The 17,826-nt window shown below is 44.9% G+C and carries 12 protein-coding genes; 8 read left to right on the forward strand and 4 right to left on the reverse strand.

Going from position 1 to position 17,826, the window contains the following annotated elements:
- Positions 1 to 143: 143 nt before the first annotated feature.
- The 5 genes from OH461_RS05540 to OH461_RS05560 all read left to right on the forward strand — a co-directional run bounded on the left by OH461_RS05540 (position 144) and on the right by OH461_RS05560 (position 8,039).
- Positions 144 to 2,135, forward strand: a complete 1,992-nt coding sequence (locus tag OH461_RS05540) for a methyl-accepting chemotaxis protein (RefSeq protein ID WP_270019607.1) — start codon at positions 144 to 146, stop codon at positions 2,133 to 2,135.
- Between the two features lie 153 nt (positions 2,136 to 2,288).
- A complete protein-coding gene (locus tag OH461_RS05545; protein ID WP_270019608.1) occupies positions 2,289 to 3,458 on the forward strand; it encodes a DUF1887 family protein in 1,170 nt (389 codons plus the stop codon).
- 134 nt (positions 3,459 to 3,592) lie between these two features.
- Positions 3,593 to 5,116 (forward strand): nitric oxide reductase transcriptional regulator NorR, encoded by a 1,524-nt coding sequence (gene norR / locus OH461_RS05550; protein ID WP_270019609.1) that lies wholly within the window; start codon positions 3,593 to 3,595, stop codon positions 5,114 to 5,116.
- A gap of 187 nt (positions 5,117 to 5,303) precedes the next feature.
- The gene (gene hcp / locus OH461_RS05555) at positions 5,304 to 6,965 is read left to right on the forward strand and encodes a hydroxylamine reductase (RefSeq protein WP_270019610.1); all 1,662 of its coding nucleotides are present in this window, start codon (positions 5,304 to 5,306) and stop codon (positions 6,963 to 6,965) included.
- A 42-nt stretch (positions 6,966 to 7,007) separates the two neighbouring features.
- Positions 7,008 to 8,039: a hybrid-cluster NAD(P)-dependent oxidoreductase gene (locus OH461_RS05560; protein ID WP_270019611.1), complete on the forward strand. Its 1,032-nt coding sequence runs from the start codon at positions 7,008 to 7,010 to the stop codon at positions 8,037 to 8,039.
- A gap of 99 nt (positions 8,040 to 8,138) precedes the next feature.
- Here OH461_RS05560 and fadR read toward each other — a convergent pair whose 3' ends face one another.
- Positions 8,139 to 8,978 carry a fatty acid metabolism transcriptional regulator FadR gene (fadR, locus tag OH461_RS05565; protein ID WP_270019612.1) on the reverse strand — a complete coding sequence of 280 codons (840 nt, stop codon included), beginning with the start codon at positions 8,976 to 8,978 and terminating at the stop codon, positions 8,139 to 8,141.
- 644 nt (positions 8,979 to 9,622) lie between these two features.
- Between fadR and nhaB the strand changes: the two genes are divergently transcribed.
- Together nhaB and dsbB are read left to right on the forward strand one after the other, a co-directional pair.
- Complete coding sequence (nhaB, locus tag OH461_RS05570; RefSeq protein WP_270019613.1) at positions 9,623 to 11,209, forward strand: Na(+)/H(+) antiporter NhaB; 1,587 nt, start codon at positions 9,623 to 9,625, stop codon at positions 11,207 to 11,209.
- Between the two features lie 92 nt (positions 11,210 to 11,301).
- On the forward strand, positions 11,302 to 11,820 hold the full coding sequence (gene dsbB, locus OH461_RS05575) for a disulfide bond formation protein DsbB (RefSeq protein ID WP_270019614.1): 519 nt from the start codon (positions 11,302 to 11,304) through the stop codon (positions 11,818 to 11,820).
- A gap of 236 nt (positions 11,821 to 12,056) precedes the next feature.
- Here the strand turns inward: dsbB and OH461_RS05580 are convergent, their stop codons facing one another.
- Positions 12,057 to 14,933 (reverse strand): DNA translocase FtsK, encoded by a 2,877-nt coding sequence (locus tag OH461_RS05580; protein WP_270019615.1) that lies wholly within the window; start codon positions 14,931 to 14,933, stop codon positions 12,057 to 12,059.
- Positions 14,934 to 15,199: 266 nt separating this feature from the next.
- A complete protein-coding gene (gene lrp / locus OH461_RS05585) occupies positions 15,200 to 15,694 on the reverse strand; it encodes a leucine-responsive transcriptional regulator Lrp (RefSeq protein ID WP_260259261.1) in 495 nt (164 codons plus the stop codon).
- Positions 15,695 to 15,850: 156 nt separating this feature from the next.
- On the opposite strand from lrp, the gene ald reads away from it, so the two are divergent.
- Entirely contained in the window at positions 15,851 to 16,975 is a 1,125-nt protein-coding gene (gene ald, locus OH461_RS05590) for an alanine dehydrogenase (RefSeq protein WP_270019616.1), read from the forward strand.
- A gap of 132 nt (positions 16,976 to 17,107) precedes the next feature.
- On the opposite strand, the gene yfbV is transcribed toward ald, so the two are convergent.
- Positions 17,108 to 17,560, reverse strand: coding sequence for a terminus macrodomain insulation protein YfbV (gene yfbV / locus OH461_RS05595; RefSeq protein ID WP_270019617.1), 453 nt, complete (start codon positions 17,558 to 17,560; stop codon positions 17,108 to 17,110).
- Positions 17,561 to 17,826: the final 266 nt, after the last annotated feature.

A 17,826-nucleotide genomic window follows, 5' to 3' on the forward strand; every position in this document is an offset into this window, starting at 1 on the left:
TCAATATTTAGCGCTTCGAAATAATTTGTGTCGAGTCATTTTTGTCTTGTGCGTCAAAAAATGCGTGTCTCGTAGTCAATACAATATCTTAGCGTCTGGTACTTTATAACCAATAATCTAATTATGAAATTTAGGAGAGGTCTATGAAAGGCTCAGTGATTAGGAGAATGTACGCTGGGTTTGCATTGATCATTTTGATGTTCGCAATTTCCACCTTTATGGCATTGCGTGGTATGGAACTTATACATCAGAATTTTGCTAGTGTAACCAATACATCACTGCCCCTTGTGTCTTATTCAAATCAAACTAACGTTGATTTGCTTTCTGCCGACAAACTTTTCAAAGACTATTTAACCACTCAAAGTTTTGAGCGGATGGATGTGATACGCGCACAGTTTGGCGAAGCTCAAACCCGTTACGATCAATCTTTGACGCAGCTAGAACAAGCTAGTGCTGACCATCCTGAATTGAAAGAACGTATAGAGCAAGTTAAGCAAATCGAACAACGCTACTTTGATGAAGCACAGATTGCGATGGATAACTACCGCAATATGTTCACCGCCCAAGCACAAGTTCAAAAGTCAACTCGCCAATTCCAACGCCTTCACTCTGAACTGAGTGTCGGAATGAAGGAGTATATCGACGACCAAGATAAAATCGCAGTTAAAGTGATGGCAAAAAGTTACTTTGTGAAGCTAAAAGATGCTGAAGTGATCACCTCTGATGCGTTGGCAAGCAGCGACACAGAGTTCGTGGCAAAAGCGGTGGCTAGAAACAAAAAAGCGGTTACCCACCTTAACTACGCATACCGAGGCCTTACGGCTCAATTGCCAGAACTAAAAAATACCTTCGATTCTTCGGTGAAACAGTTCACTTTGGACATAGGTAAAAAAGGTGGCGTATTAGACCAACACAACAGCTACCTTATTTCACGCGAAGCGCTGTATGAAAACATCGCTAACCTAACCAAAGAGGTGGATACCTCAATGGCGCTATTGGCTTCATTTAGTGAAACAGCGCAAAACGGTTTAAACAATTCATTAGTAGAAGCGGGCAACGTTTACGACGAAAGTTTAGTTCGCGCTATCTTCTTATGTTTGGTTGTTGGTGCACTTGCAGCAGGTATCGGCTTTAGCCTAGCGAAAAGCGTGCGCGATCCACTGACTCGTATCTTGAAGACATTAGAAGGTCTTAGCGAAGGCGATATGACCCAACGTATTGAGGTTCGTTACAACAACGAGTTCAGCCGCGTGAGTGGGCATATTAATGACCTAGCTGAAAACCTACATAACATTCTAGTTAGGCTTAACGAAGCATCTGATAATCTCACCCACACTGCTAACAACAACCAAAGCACATTGTCTAACGCGCAGTCACAGCTAAACCAACAACGTCAGCAAACGGCGAGTGTTGCAACCGCAATGACTGAAATGACTCACTCGGTTGAAGAAGTGGCACAAAGCGCACAAAGCTCATTGCAGATGGTTGAACAAGTGGAAGTGGCGTCGGAACAAGGTCGTCAGATCATGAGCACCAACATTACGACCATCAACCAGCTTGAGACTCGCTTGAATGAATCCGTTGATGCAGTGAAAGAACTGCAGAACATGAGTAGTCAGATTGGTTCGATTCTCGACGTGATTCGCAATATTGCCGAACAAACTAACCTCCTTGCACTGAACGCAGCGATTGAAGCCGCTCGCGCTGGTGAACAAGGGCGTGGTTTTGCAGTGGTTGCAGATGAAGTACGCGTCCTTGCGCAGCGCACGACTGAATCGACCTCTGAGATTGAAAACATGATCAGCAATCTGCAAAGCAGCTCTACATCAGCCAACAGCGTAATTCAAAGCTGTATGGATGATATGACCTTGTCGGTTGATCAAGCATCGAGTGCTAACAGTGCGATGGAAGAGATTCAATCCCTGATTATGGAAATCAGCCAGATGAGTGGTCACATTTCAACCGCTGCCGCAGAGCAAAACCAAACCGCGTCTGAAATTGCCCAGAATATTGAAGAGATCAACCAAATCGCTGACAGCAGCTACACCGCAATGGCTGACATTGCAGCGACCAGCAATAACCTCACCCAACTTGCTAATCAGCAAGGAGAATTGGTACATCGCTTCAAGCTCTAGCACGCAAGTTTTATGTAAATAATTGAACAAGGGCGATTAATTTTATTAATCGCCCTTGTTTTTTATATGCGCCATCATTATATGGTTATTATGGCTTGCGGCGTTTCACCTTTTCTTCCAGTTTGTATTGCAAGCCAAACATGAGGAACAATTATGGCAGTTCATGTTGGCATCATAGATCAAGACCCTATCCGCTTGATCACTCCACTATTGGACAATCGAACGATTAGTCAGCACATTGTGTTTATTGGCGTTGAAAACCAAAAAGAAATGTATGAACGTCTACACAGTGTATTGAAACAACGTAATATCACGTCAGAGTTTTACCAAATCCCTAACGTTGCAAATACTTCTAAGATTAAACAGTCTGTAGCAGCATTAGCGGAAGACCTAAAATCCCGCGGGGAAGAAGTCAAACTCAACGCAAGTTGTGGCCTTCGTCATCGTTTGCTGTCGGTTTATGAAGTATTTCGTAGCTACCACTGGGCAATTTTTGTGGTTGAACCAAACAGCGACCGCCTGTGTTGGCTGTATCCAGATGGTAAAGAAGATACCCAAGTTCAAGACCGTATCACTATTTCAGACTACCTGACTATTTTTGGCGCGCGTGGTGAGTTTAACGAGCAAGAACTGCCACCTCAGCTTGACCAAAAGCTCTATGAGCTAGGTGAACGCTGGGCGAGTAATGCACTAGAACTTGGCCCTGGCCTTGCGACACTAAACTACCTTGCGACCACTTGTCGTAAAGAGCAAAAGCTCGATGTAGAACTCTCAGAAAAACAGCAAGGCTACCGCGAGCTCAACATGCTACTGAGCGATCTAGTGGAAGCAAACATTGCTACCTACGAGAATGGTATCCTCACTTTTGAAAGCGAAGAAGCACGCCGATTCTCAAATGGTGAATGGCTTGAGACGCTCGTTCACAGTACTGTGCGTCAAATTCAGCAAGATATGCCAACCATTCAAGACCGCTCGCTAAATGTTCAGGTTTATCGCCAGCTCGGTGACCGTGAAGTGCGTAATGAGCTTGATGTTGCCTCAGTGGTAAATAACAAGCTACACATCATCGAATGTAAGACCAAAGGAATGCGCGATGATGGCGACGACACACTGTATAAATTGGAATCGCTACGCGACCTACTTGGTGGCCTGCAAGCTCGCGCAATGCTCGTGAGCTTCCGCCCACTGCGTTATAACGATATCACTCGCGCCGAAGATCTTGGCTTAGCCTTGATTGGCCCCGATGAGCTCAAGGACCTAAAGGCCCACTTAACCAGCTGGTTTATGGAAGCTGGCGGCAGTGAAGATTGCTCTGACTGCTGAATCTAGATTAGGCCTCGTTTCGACGAGGCCTTTTTGATCATCATCAAACGTATAGCATTCATACCCATTTGAGCGATGTGAAAAACACATCGCGTTGATAGTATGCTCAGTAAATTATCTATACGAGCTTCACTATGCCTTCCTCTGTCGAACAAGTCTTATTACAACTCTCTTTAAATCTCAGCTCTAGCCTATCTACTGAACAACAATATCAAAGACTGCTTCAAGGTATTAGCCAAGTATTTCCTTGTGACGCCAGTGCTTTATTTGTATTTGATGAGCAAGGCTATTTGTCCCCTGTTGCAGTAGAAGGTTTGTCTGCCGCAGTGTTAGGGCGACGCTTCTGCCCTTCACAGCACCTTAGGTTAGAGCAAATCATGGCAAGTAAGCTTCCTGTTCGTTTTGATGCCGATAGCCCACTGCCCGACCCTTTTGACGGCGCGCTTCTTACCGAGCAACAAACCATTGATGTCCATGACTGTCTAGGTTGTAGCCTGTACGTAGACCATACCTTAGTAGGCGTGTTGACCATGGATGCGCTCAATGTAGGTGCATTCGATAATTTAGATATGGTGACAGTCGAAACCTTCGCTGCGTTAACGGCGGCTACCCTTAGGAATATTGGCCAAATCAAAGCGCTACGTTCAGCCAATCGAAAGCAAAAATACGTGACTCAGACTCTCATTCAACAAGCGCGCTCGCAACATGGTGAGATGATTGGTTTAAGCCCACAAATCGAAGCACTAAAAACCAGTATCGCGACCGTCGCTCAATCAGATTATGCCGTACTCATCACAGGCGAAACTGGTACGGGTAAAGAGCTGGTTGCGCACAACCTCCACGCCCAATCTCACCGCTCCGACAAACCAATGATCTACGTAAACTGTGCTGCGCTGCCTGAAGGCTTAGCGGAAAGCGAACTATTCGGCCATGTCAAAGGAGCATTTACCGGTGCGAACAGCAACCGCGCAGGTAAATTCGAGCTTGCCGATGGCGGCACATTGTTTTTAGACGAAGTCGGTGAACTTCCATTGGTGTTACAAGCCAAGTTGCTACGAGTCATTCAGCAAGGTGAGCTGCAACGTGTGGGTAGTGATAAATACCTAACGGTGAATGTCCGAATTCTTGCGGCAACCAACCGAGACTTACCCACAGAAGTGGAGCAAGGTCGATTTCGTTCTGATCTTTATCATCGACTGAATGTGTTCCCAATCCATGTACCTCCCCTACGAGAGAGACAAACTGATATTTCCATACTCTCTGGCTACCTACTAGAGAAAGTTCGTCAGCAATTTAACTCACCAAGCTTGCATGTACACCCTAAAGCCTTGGCCATGCTTGAATCTCAACCATGGTTGGGTAACGTTCGCGAGCTTGAACATACGTTGACGAGAGCGGCCCTACACGCGATACAACAGCAGAGCGCCACTATAGAACAACATCACTTCGATTTACCCAACCAAGCAGGCGTTGTAAAAAACACATCGAGCTTATTCCCTGCTGATAGTCAGCCGATGCGCCAACTGGTTGAAAGTTATCAAAAACAATTGATTGAACACGCTTTGAACGAATCGGGCAATGTATGGGCAAAAGCAGCAGAGTTTCTTCAAATGGACAGAGGAAACCTGTATCGCATGGGTAAGAAATTTAACCTTTAAACTCCTCCTTGTTGTAAAAAAGACATCGTTAATGTTGTCTTTTTTACAACAATCACCTTCTCAAAACCTAATAATATTCAATAAAAACATAGAGTTAAGTTTTGGCACAATCCCTGCTCTACAGCGTTATCTAAAACAAACAGCCCAAACCTAAAACTAAAATGGGCGATAACTCTGGAGAGCTACAATGTTCTGTATTCAATGTGAACAGACGATTCAAACCCCAACTATCAAAGGTTGTTCATTCACGCAGGGGATGTGTGGCAAGACATCGGAAGTTTCTGACCTACAAGACGTACTGGTTTATGCCTTACAAGGCGTCTCATATTGGGCTAATCAAGCGCGTGAGTTCAATATTATCGATGCAGAAATTGATCAGTGGGCACCACGTGCATTCTTCTCCACACTGACCAACGTTAACTTTGACCCAGAACGTATCTTAGAACTGGCTAATCAAGCAGCACAATACAAAGCTAAATTGAAAGAGCTCGTTATCTCTGCTGCCGCTATGGGTAATGTAGAGCTTGAAAGCGCACCTAGCGTTGCACATTTTGAACTGCCACCATCAGCAGAAGCTATCCTTGATTTTGCTCCTCAAGTGGCAGTGAACCGCGGTAAAGACTCGGTACACGAAGATGTCATTGGTCTGCGTTTACTTTGTTTGTATGGCCTTAAAGGTGCTGCCGCTTACATGGAACATGCGCGCGTATTGGAGCAGACTGACCAAGCGATTCAAGCTGAATATCACCAAATCATGGCGTGGCTTGGTACCGACCCAGAAGACCTCGGTCAACTATTAGACTGCTCGATGCAAATCGGCTTAATGAACTACAAAGTGATGGAGATGCTCGACCACGGCGAGACTCAAACCTTTGGACACCCTGAACCAACCGCAGTCAACGTTAAGCCAGTGAAAGGAAAGTGTATCCTTGTTTCCGGTCACGATTTACATGACTTAGAGAAAATCCTTCAACAAACCGAAGGTACTGGTATCAACGTCTACACCAATGGTGAAATGTTGCCTGCTCACGGTTACCCTGAATTACATAAATACCCTCACCTTGTGGGCAACTACGGCAGTGCATGGCAAAACCAGCAAAAAGAGTTTGCTAACTTCCCGGGTGCGATTGTCATGACATCAAACTGCCTACTTAACCCTGATGTCGGTCAATACGCAGACCGTTTATTTACCCGCAGCATTGTGGGCTGGCCGGGTGTCGCACACATTGAGGGCGATGATTTCAGCCAAGTTATTGAATGTGCTCTAGCTCAACCAGGGTTTCAACATGATGAAATTGAACAAATGATTACTGTCGGATTTGGCCGTAACGCATTAATGAACGCTGCGCCTGCTGTTATTGATCAAGTAAAACAGGGCAACATTCGCCACTTCTTCCTTGTGGGCGGCTGTGATGGCGATAAAGCAGAGCGCAGTTACTACACTGATTTCACGGCACAAGCACCAGAAGACACACTGATTTTGACCCTAGCTTGCGGTAAATTCCGATTCAATAAAAACCAATTTGGTGACATCAACGGTATTCCACGTCTACTTGATGTTGGCCAATGTAACGATGCCTACTCAGCCATTCAATTGGCGCTTGCATTAGCAAAAGAGTTTGACTGTGACATCAACGAGCTGCCACTTACATTGGTACTTTCTTGGTTCGAGCAAAAAGCCATTGTTATCTTACTGACCCTGTTCGCTCTTGGCGTTAAAGGCATCTACACAGGCCCGACTGCGCCTGCGTTCCTAACCGATAATCTACTTGCCATTATCCAAGAAAAGTTCGACATGCGCGCAATTTCAAATGTTGAATCTGATCTAGACACCATTCTTGCTGCTTAACTTTTTGGGGGCTTAAAGCCCCCTCTCATCCGAGAGGTTTTTATGACATTTGAATGGCCAAATAGTAAGCCATCCACGCTTATTTGCGTTGATAAAATCCAAGAAACGCCCGATAGCGTTAGCATCAAACTCGCCGCAGAAAACAAGCAAAGCTTTGATTTCAAACCTGGGCAATTTGTTAGTGTGGGAATTGAAATAGCCGGAAAACTAGAATACAGGGCTTACTCGATCAGCTCTCTACCTAAGCAAGATATGCTGCAACTAACCGTCAAACGCGTCGAAGGTGGCAAAGTATCTAACCACATCATTGATACTCTAGCCGTTGGCGACACAGTTCAATGCCTTGCGCCCACTGGCGATTTCAATTGTATCGATCATCAGCCACGCAACAATAAGGCGTTACTCATCAGTGCGGGTTGCGGTATTACGCCTGTTTATGCCATGGCACGCTACTGGCTTTCCCAGCAACCGGGTGTTGATATTGCATTTGTCCACATTGCCCGCAGCGCAAGCGAAACCCTATTTTTGTCTACGCTCGAACAACTGGACTGTGAATATTCAAACTTCCACTTACATCTTCTGCTCAAAGACGCCACTGACACCGCCTACCATCAAGGTCGGTTCGATGCTAATTGGTTGGTAAAACTTGTTCCGGATTTCGCGCAAAGAACCGCCTATCTTTGTGGCCCAGAACAGTTCATGCTCGATAGCAAAGGTTACTTGGAGCAGCTTCAATTTGATATGAGCGAGTTTTATCAGGAAAGCTTTACGCCAGTTACCTCATCTCAACCAAAGCAAAGCGACAATCAGCAAGCGACTGTCACGGTCGAAAGCTTTGGCAAGACTTTCCAAGCCAAACACGGCGCTACATTAGCTGATAGCTTAGAAGCCGAACAACTTCCTATCATCATCGCCTGTCGAAGTGGTATTTGTGGTTCGTGTAAGTGTAAAGTCACCGAAGGAAGCGTCAATTCCACCAGCTCAGACCCATTGACGGCAGAAGAAATTGAACAAGGCTATGTACTCGCCTGTTCTTCAACCATTGACGGCGATTTAGCCATCGAGATCGGCTAATTTGCTTATCTACTGCTGACAATACAACTGACAATAAAAAAGCCCATCATTTGATGGGCTTTCTGAAACTATGATTATTCAACAAACTTAACCGTTAGATTAGCTATCGTCTTCAGTAAAGTTAGTTGGCAGTGTAGTCTTCATCTGATTCCAGATTTGCGCACTTTCAACGCCGTAGTTACGAACCACAACCAAAATCTGTTCACGATTGCCTGATTCACAAACCTCTAATAAATCTCGGTAAAATTTCAGCGCTAAATCGCGAGCTTCAGGTTTAGAGAAATAATAGCTGCCAACGCGGTCATACAGCTTTTTAAGACCGTTGAAAATTAAACCGTAAATTTGGTTGCCCGAGTGGAAAGCCAAACGTTGGAATAACATGTAATCGTAGAAGTTAAATGTCTTCGCCACTAGCGTCGCTTGACGTTTAGCTGGGTCTTTTTCACCATCATCTTTAATATGTTGTTTGATCTTGTCTGCGTATGGCGATGACTCCATAAATGCATCCCAAGACTCTGCGGCTAATAATGCTTCGCAAGATTCAATCACACCAATAATGGTTCTTTCTGCGTTTTCTTTGTTCGCTTTAAACGCGTAACGCATGAAAATCGGGCTGATATTTGTACGTGCTGCAAGTAAATCTTCTACGATTGAAGTTGCGTTATCTGCATCTAACGTCATCAACGTATCTAGAATGTGTAAACCAGAGGTTTCCATAAACTGGTTAACTTTGGTTGGTTTGCCGTGCTGGATAGTTAACCAGCCATCACGCGCCAAACGTTGTAATACTTCACGTAAAGTGGTGCGAGTCACACCAATAAGTTCTGAAAGCTCTCTTTCTGCCGGAAGAATAGAACCCGGAGGGAAGCGCCCTTTCCAAATACTCTCGATAATGTATTTTTCCGCAAATCCTGCAGGGCTCTTTGCCTTAATGACCATTAATTGTGTCCGTATATTCTAGTTATAGGGGGATCAGATAAACTCATCATACCACTACTTATAACGCTTCGGAAACAAACCTACAGTAAACTCCTCGCAAATTTATACTAGAGTAATAACACTAATTTAAAAGGAACGTTTGCATAGTTGATAAGGTAAGGCAAAGTGAATAAATACATAATTTAGTAGAATCCGCTTAAACATAGCTCCCATAAATAAAGAGCCAACAGTAAAAACTAAGTTTTTATAAATGCAAAAATAATATGTCATTTACCTTCATATTAAACTCACAAATTATCTTATTCTCTGCGTTCAGCCCAGCCGGGGTATATAATGGATTTTTTTACAACTATCATGATATGCTAACCCAACTTTGATCGCGTTTTTGATCTAAAACTCACTAAGCATTTTATCAATATAAACATAATGATTGACTAAATTTGTTCGAGGAGTACAGTGGCGACCAAAGTAACGGAGTGCTTGTCTTTCTCAGGGAGTGACTTGGCAAGGCCACATCACATTTTACGTAATGTTGTTTTTCTAAGTCGCTGTTGATTCGGGTTGTATCTAATAATTAATCGCCGATAAACGGATACAAGCACACGCAGTGTCTATTCGTAACAACATTTAAGAGTAATTTGATCATGCCGATGTCACTCGGAAACGCATTTATCAAGAACTTCCTTGGTAAAGCGCCAGACTGGTATAAAGTTCTAATCATCGCTTTTCTAGTCATCAACCCTATTGTTTTCTTCTTTGTCGACCCATTTGTTGCAGGTTGGCTACTCGTTGCAGAGTTCATCTTTACTTTAGCGATGGCACTTAAATGCTATCCTCTACAACCTGGTGGTTTACTCGCTATTGAAGCCATCGCCATAGGCATGACATCCCCCGAGCAAGTTAAACATGAATTAGTGGCTAACATCGAAGTACTGCTATTGCTGGTCTTCATGGTTGCTGGTATCTACTTCATGAAGCAGTTACTGCTATTTATCTTCACTAAGATATTGCTCGGCATCCGTTCTAAAGTTCTACTGTCTGTTGCTTTCTGTTTCGCGGCAGCATTCTTATCTGCATTCCTTGATGCACTGACGGTTATCGCGGTTGTAATCAGTGTTGCCGTTGGTTTCTACTCTATTTATCACAAGGTAGCTTCAGGTAACCCAATTGGCGATCACGACCACACCCAAGATGGCAGCATTTCAGAGCTGACTCGTGATGACCTAGAAAACTACCGCGCATTCTTACGTTCTTTACTTATGCACGCAGGTGTCGGTACGGCACTGGGTGGTGTAACAACAATGGTAGGTGAACCTCAGAACCTCATCATTGCAGACCAAGCTGGTTGGCTATTTGGTGAGTTCTTACTGCGTATGGCACCAGTAACGCTACCTGTATTCTTCTGCGGTCTACTGACTTGTGCGTTAGTTGAGAAATTCAAGGTATTTGGTTACGGTGCGCAACTGCCTGATGCCGTACGTCAGATCCTAGTCGAATTCGACAAAGAAGAGCGCAAAACGCGTACTAACCAAGACGTTGCGAAACTATGGGTTCAAGGTTTCATTGCAGTATGGTTAATCGTTGGTCTTGCTCTGCACTTAGCAGCTGTAGGTCTTATCGGTCTTTCAGTTATCATCCTTGCGACTGCGTTCACGGGTGTGATTGAAGAACACTCGATGGGTAAAGCCTTTGAGGAAGCATTGCCGTTTACTGCCCTACTCGCGGTATTCTTCGCCGTTGTTGCGGTAATCATCGACCAAGAACTGTTTAAGCCAGTTATCGACGCTGTATTGGCCGTTGAAGACAAAGGCACACAGCTTGCGATGTTCTACGTCGCGAACGGCCTACTATCTATGGTATCGGACAACGTATTCGTAGGTACGGTTTACATCAACGAAGTGAAATCAGCGCTTATTGATGGCGTAATCACTCGTGACCAGTTTGACTTACTTGCAGTAGCAATCAACACAGGTACTAACCTACCTTCTGTTGCAACACCAAACGGTCAAGCGGCTTTCTTGTTCCTACTGACATCTGCTCTAGCACCGTTAATTCGCTTGTCTTACGGCCGCATGGTAATCATGGCACTGCCGTACACAATCGTACTGGCACTCGTTGGTTTGGCGGGCATTATGTTCTTCCTAGAGCCTTCAACAGCATGGCTATATGACGCAGGTTGGATTTCACATCACGTTGGAGATGTGAGCCACGCCGTATCAGGTGGACATTAATTTCACTTGATTAGGAAACTAATCCAAGATAAAAAGCTCTGAGTAATCAGAGCTTTTTTATTTTAATGTGGACAAGCAAGGAAACAGGAACTGTGAACTTTCTACAAACGCTTAAAGCGTTCTCTCAACGTCGTCTTTCATGGGCGCTTCTTCTTGGTTTTATCGTATTCTTCGAACTTTGCGCGTTAGGCTTCCAACACATTATGTTATTGCCACCTTGCGTTATGTGCATCTACGAACGTGTTGCGATGATGGGCATTGGTGGCGCTGCAATCATTGGCCTGATCGCGCCAAACAATCCTATCGCTCGTTGGCTTGGTCTTGCTGCTTGGGGCGCAAGTGCATACAAAGGCTTAGCGCTTTCAATGCAGCACGTCGATTACCAATTTAATCCGTCACCATTCGCGACCTGCGACCTTTTTGTCACCTTCCCAGATTGGGCGCCCCTCAACCAATGGGCACCATGGATGTTTGAAGCGTATGGAGACTGCTCTAAAGTCGTGTGGCAGTTCTTAGGCCTATCTATGCCACAATGGCTTGTAGTTATCTTTGCGGCAAACCTAGTCGCGCTAGCGGGCATTGTGATTGCACAGTTTGTAAAACACAAATAACTGCCCCTTCTACTATGATAAAGCTGGCCTAGTCGCCAGCTTTTTTGTGGCCGCTATTTGGGGAAAAATCGATATCTGGAACAACTATAGATAAGTCGGTACAGCCATAATCAATATCAAGTTGATGTCGAAGACAGCTGAGTTACCCTCTAGGATCAGTTTGATGTTAACAAATATAAAAAAACGCAGGTCTCAGACCTGCGTTTAATCTTTGAACAACAATCTCTTTCAAGGAGTTAGTTCATATCTCTACTGGGAGCCGGCGCAAGCACTTCTCGGTTACCGTTATGACCCGGAGCGCTCACAATTCCCTGTGCCTCTAACTGCTCGACAATGCGCGCCGCTCGGTTATAACCAATCTTGAAGCGTCGCTGTACACCTGAAACAGAACCACGGCGAGATTGCACCACATGCTCTACCACTTGATCGAACAGTGGGTCCATATCTTCATCACCTTCTGGTTTTTCACCCGGTAACAGAGCCTCCGGCCCTTGATCGCCATTAGTAATCTCTTCGATGTAATTCGGCTTACCACGTGCCTTCCAGTTGTTTACAACCGCGTGAACGTCATCATCTGAGGCAAATGCGCCATGAACACGTTCAGTATGGCTAGAGCCCGGAGGAAGATACAGCATATCACCCATACCAAGCAGCGATTCAGCGCCGCCTTGGTCTAGAATAGTGCGCGAGTCTGTCTTAGTTGAAACCGTAAACGCAACACGCGTCGGGATGTTTGCTTTAATTAGACCGGTAATCACGTCAACTGATGGACGCTGAGTAGCAAGAATCAAATGCACACCCGCTGCACGTGCTTTTTGCGCCAAGCGGGCAATCAATTCTTCAACTTTCTTGCCAACAACCATCATTAAGTCAGCGAATTCATCCACTACCACCACAATGTATGGCAGTTTTTCCAGTAGTGGTGGCTCTTGGTCCATGCTATCACCCGGTTGCCACAGTGGGTCATGAATCGGGTGACCGGCTTCTGCCGCCATCTTAAGCTTGTCATTAAAGCCTTTAATGTTACGTACACCAAGTGCTGACATCAGTTTGTAACGACGCTCCATCTCGCCCACACACCAACGTAACGCATTAGATGCATCTTTCATGTCGGTAACGACTTCAGAGAGCAGATGCGGAATACCTTCATAGATGGATAGCTCCAACATTTTCGGGTCAATCATGATGAAACGCAGATCTTCAGGAGATGCTTTATAAAGCATACTCAAGATCATGACGTTCACACCCACCGACTTACCCGAACCCGTTGTACCCGCAACTAATACGTGAGGCATCTTAGCGATATCAGCAATCACCGCTTCGCCCGCTATATCTTGACCAAGCACAACGGTGGTTGGTGATTTCGCATCGATAAACTTCTGGCTGCCGACAACATCTGAGAAGTAAACGGTCTGACGGCTCATATTTGGCAATTCAAGGCCAATATACGGTTTACCCGGGATAACCTCGACCACACGTACCGCCATCGCGGAGAGAGAGCGTGCCAAGTCCATTGATAAGCTTGAAATACGACTGACTTTAACACCCGGAGCAAGATCGAGTTCAAAACGCGTGATAACAGGACCAGGGAAGATGTCTACCACCGTCGCTTGGATCTTGTAATCAGCAAGTTTCGACTCCACCAGACGAGCAATCCCTTCTAGCGCTTCACGATCAATAAAGTTTTCCCGTTTTTCTGGGTGATAGAGCAGGTCTAAAGTCGGCAATGGCTCTGTTGGAGTCGGCAAGTTTACATCTTGCTGGACTAAGAATGGGTTTTGAGAAGCGGCAACATTCGCCTGTGCTTCTGCGACTATGTTTTGGAATGCCTCAACATCCTGATCGTTATTCTCGACAGGCTGTTGCGTTTCCTGTGTAGCTTGAACCTCTACATTAGTCGTTGTGTCATCAGCAACTAAAGGTTCTTCGACACTCTCAGGTTCAGCAACACTCATATCACCAATGACTGGTTCAACATATTCGCTTTGTTCTTCAACTTGAGTCGAGATCGTTTCTAATACCGACTCATCGATGAGCGGTTCGCTTTCAACCCATGGTAAGTCACTGGTCACTTCTACTGGTTCGCTAACCGATTCAACACTATCAACTTGTGGCGCAACTACTACTGAGTCTTGAGCATGCTCAGCAAAATCATTCGCATCAACCGCATCGGCTTCAAGCTGCTCTATCGTTGCACCTAGCTGGCGATTTCTGTCTGAATCAGGCTCTTCACCTTCATAATGATATTCCACTTGCGTTTCGGTTGGTTGAGAAACTGGCTCAGGAATGACAGGTTCAGCTTGCTGCGTTACTGCACTTTGCTCTACCTGTGCTTGAGGCATGTGAATATTATAATGGCGCTTATTCTCGTCAGTTTGAACCGGTTCCGCTGACGCAGGGGTCGCTGCCGGTTTTACTGGCTCAGGTTGAGGTATTGTGAGTTCTGGCTCAAGAATTTCATCTTTCTCACCACGAATGCGGTTCAATAAAGCGGTCACTGCTTTAATTGCTGTTGCACCTAACCAATCGACAATTGTTAGCCATGAAATACCGGTCAATAGGGTTAAACCTGCGCCCCAAAGAAACAGCAAGACAAGCGTCGTACCCAGTACGTTCAGTGTTGGCAAAGCAAGGCTAGTCAGCACATCACCAATGACACCACCTGATGAAAAGTACCAAATGTCATCAAAGTTAATATCCGCCAATGCACAGCTGGTTAGGATAAGAATGGCAAGCCCGAGTAGACGAGCCCCCCAGAGCATAAAATCAAGAGGCTCATCCTCGCCGCGTTTTCTAAATAACACCCACGCGGTAACCGTTAATACGAAAGGAATGGTGTAAGCCAAAGAACCAAAGGAAAAGAATAATGTGTCAGCTAACCAAGCACCTACCATGCCACCAGCATTAGAAATGTTACCGCCCCAAGCAGTTTGTGACCAAGACGGGTCAGCAGGGCTAAAAGTTAACAAAGCGACATAGAGCAAAATGGATGCAAGCACCGCGACAATCAAGGTGCACTCTTTTAGCCTCTGCGGGCCATTAAGACGGGAAGACTGAGGCTCTTCACCCGTTTTTATAATTGTTTCTACTTTATTGTTGTTCTTCTTGAACATAACCAACTTGTCTTCTCTGGTCCTAATCTACTGGTTGAGCAATGCAGATCGGAGTTAAAAAAATAGTCCGAGCAGCGCAGGCTGCCCGGACTATAGATTTAACCATATCAAAGGTAAAAACCCAATTGTCTAACGTCAGAATATCGAAAGGGATTCCACCTCTGATACCTTTTGTTGTCTATGACAGAGCAAAGCTAGCGAAAAAGAGTCTGCGAGAAGGCAAAAATGGCTTCATCGGCAAAGTTATGCAGCTCTGCGGTCAAACATTATCGAGTCTTAATTACCAATTGATTTGTTTGTTTGACTTCTTCCATAACCACGTATGTACGTGTGTCGTTAACCCCAGGTAGACGCAGTAGTGTGTCACCCAGAAGCTTACGATATGCACCCATATCTGATACGCGAGTTTTCAATAGGTAGTCAAAATCACCAGAAACTAGATGGCACTCTTGAATGTCATCAAGTTTTTGTACCGCGGTGTTGAATTGTTCGAACACGTCTGGCGCACCACGATTTAACGTAATTTCAACAAATACGAGTAGTGACGCATCAAGATATTGCGGGTTCAGCAATGCTGTGTAACCCGTAATGTAGCCCTGACGTTCTAAACGACGAACACGCTCCAAACACGGCGTCGGCGAAAGGCCCACACGCTTTGATAGTTCTACGTTTGAAATACGACCGTCTTTCTGTAATTCATTCAGAATATTTCTGTCAATACGGTCTAGATCCTTGGACGGCTTCTTATTGTTGTCTGCCATTTTTTATTCCACCTTATTACTTCCTTGCAAAAAAATATACTACATCTTTTTAATATTTAGCATCAAATGTTAAACATTTGGTTCTATACTAGATATTAATTCGACAATACTACCCTACACATAGTCAATACAACCAAAATAAAATGAGGAGTCAGGATGATCATTGGCGTACCTAAGGAAATTAAAAACCACGAGTACCGCGTAGGCATGATCCCAGCTAGCGTTCGCGAGCTAGTGTCTCAAGGCCACCAAGTTTTTGTTGAAACCCAAGCCGGCACGGGCATTGGATTCTCAGACGACGATTACGTCGCTGTAGGCGCATCCATTCTTCCTACTGCTGCTGACGTTTTTGCGAAAGCAGAAATGATTGTTAAGGTCAAAGAACCTCAAGCTGTCGAGAGAGCCATGCTCAAAGAGGGACAAATATTATTTACGTATTTGCACCTAGCACCAGATTTTCCACAAACTGATGAGCTAATCAAGAGCAAAGCTGTCTGTATAGCCTATGAGACTGTAACAGATAATATGGGTCGCTTGCCACTACTTGCTCCAATGTCTGAAGTTGCAGGTCGTATGTCTATCCAAGCTGGCGCGCAAACTTTAGAGAAGTCTCACGGGGGTCGAGGCTTGCTATTAGGAGGCGTACCGGGGGTTGAGCCCGCTAAAGTCGTTGTTGTCGGCGGTGGTGTTGTGGGCGCAAATGCCGCTCGAATGGCTGTTGGAATGAGAGCAGATGTAACGATTCTTGATCGAAATATTGACACACTTCGCAAATTGGACGAAGAGTTCCAAGGTCGTGCAAAAGTGGTTTATTCAACAGAAGATGCTATCGAAAAGCATGTTCTTGATGCCGATCTAGTGATTGGTGCTGTTCTCATCCCGGGTGCGGCCGCACCTAAACTGGTCACTAAAGAACATATCGCTAAGATGAAACCGGGCGCAGCTGTGGTTGACGTCGCCATCGACCAAGGCGGCTGTTTTGAAACTTCTCACGCCACGACTCACGCCGATCCAACCTACATCATTGATGACGTCGTACACTACTGTGTGGCTAACATGCCTGGTGCCGTTGCTCGAACTTCTACTTTCGCACTTAACAACGCAACACTACCTTACATTGTGAAGCTCGCAAACAAAGGCTACAAAGCGGCTCTACTCGATGATCACGGCTTCCTTGAAGGCCTAAATGTGATTCACGGTAAAGTCACCTGTAAAGAAGTTGCTGAAAGCTTCGACCTTGAATATGTCGACCCAGCAGAAGCAATTGCGATGTTCAACTAAACTTGAACTTTGCAGAAAGATCAAAAAAGCGCTCATAGTATATGAGCGCTTTTTATTTAAACTGTTTATTTTCAATAGCAAAACGGTATAAGGCTTGAGGACTCACTCAAACCCGTTTAAGTCACTACCCCATCAAAACCAACGTTCAAACGCACTTTTATCCAACTGCTTAAATGCACGATTGAGAATCATCGCCAACTCTTTATAACGTGGCTTAGCTTTTAAAGGCTCTAATGCGAATCCTGACTCTAAGATCTTTTGGTGCAACTCGCGATACCAGCCCGCTAAAGGACGAGGTAACTCAGTATTTGCACGATTACCTAACCACCAAATACCTTGCACCGGCATACTAATCGCAAAAATCGCAATGATGACCGCTTGAGGCATAGCTTGATAGTTTCCAAACGTCATTTGTGTCAGCACACTGATCGCTGCAATTGCAGGCATTACTTTCATACCAAAGCGTGTGGCTTTGATAATACGCAACTCCGGAAACATAGGAGCCAGCTCTTTCTTCATTGGCCAAGTATCCATGTACTTTTGACCATCACGTAAGCTGTGAACGATACCGACTTTATTATTCATAGCACTCTCTCACTTCCAGCACAGGGCATCAAACTAAAAAATAGTTGAAAGTTTCAACTGATAGCGTAAAAAATTGACGAAAGTTAATATTCTTTCAAATTTTTTTTGTTATATTTGTCTATTATCGCTATCCTTTGCACACCCTCAATCTCATTGTTGCTGTTATTTACAATTTAGGCAACTTTGAGAGATATCTGCAAGGATTGCACAAGTTGCTTTATTGGTAAAGCAACCTCTTTTTCACACGGAAATAGAAGTTTTTTTGA

Origin of the sequence: Vibrio sp. LaRot3 (assembly GCF_027587025.1) — a bacterium.
Taxonomy (GTDB): domain Bacteria; phylum Pseudomonadota; class Gammaproteobacteria; order Enterobacterales; family Vibrionaceae; genus Vibrio.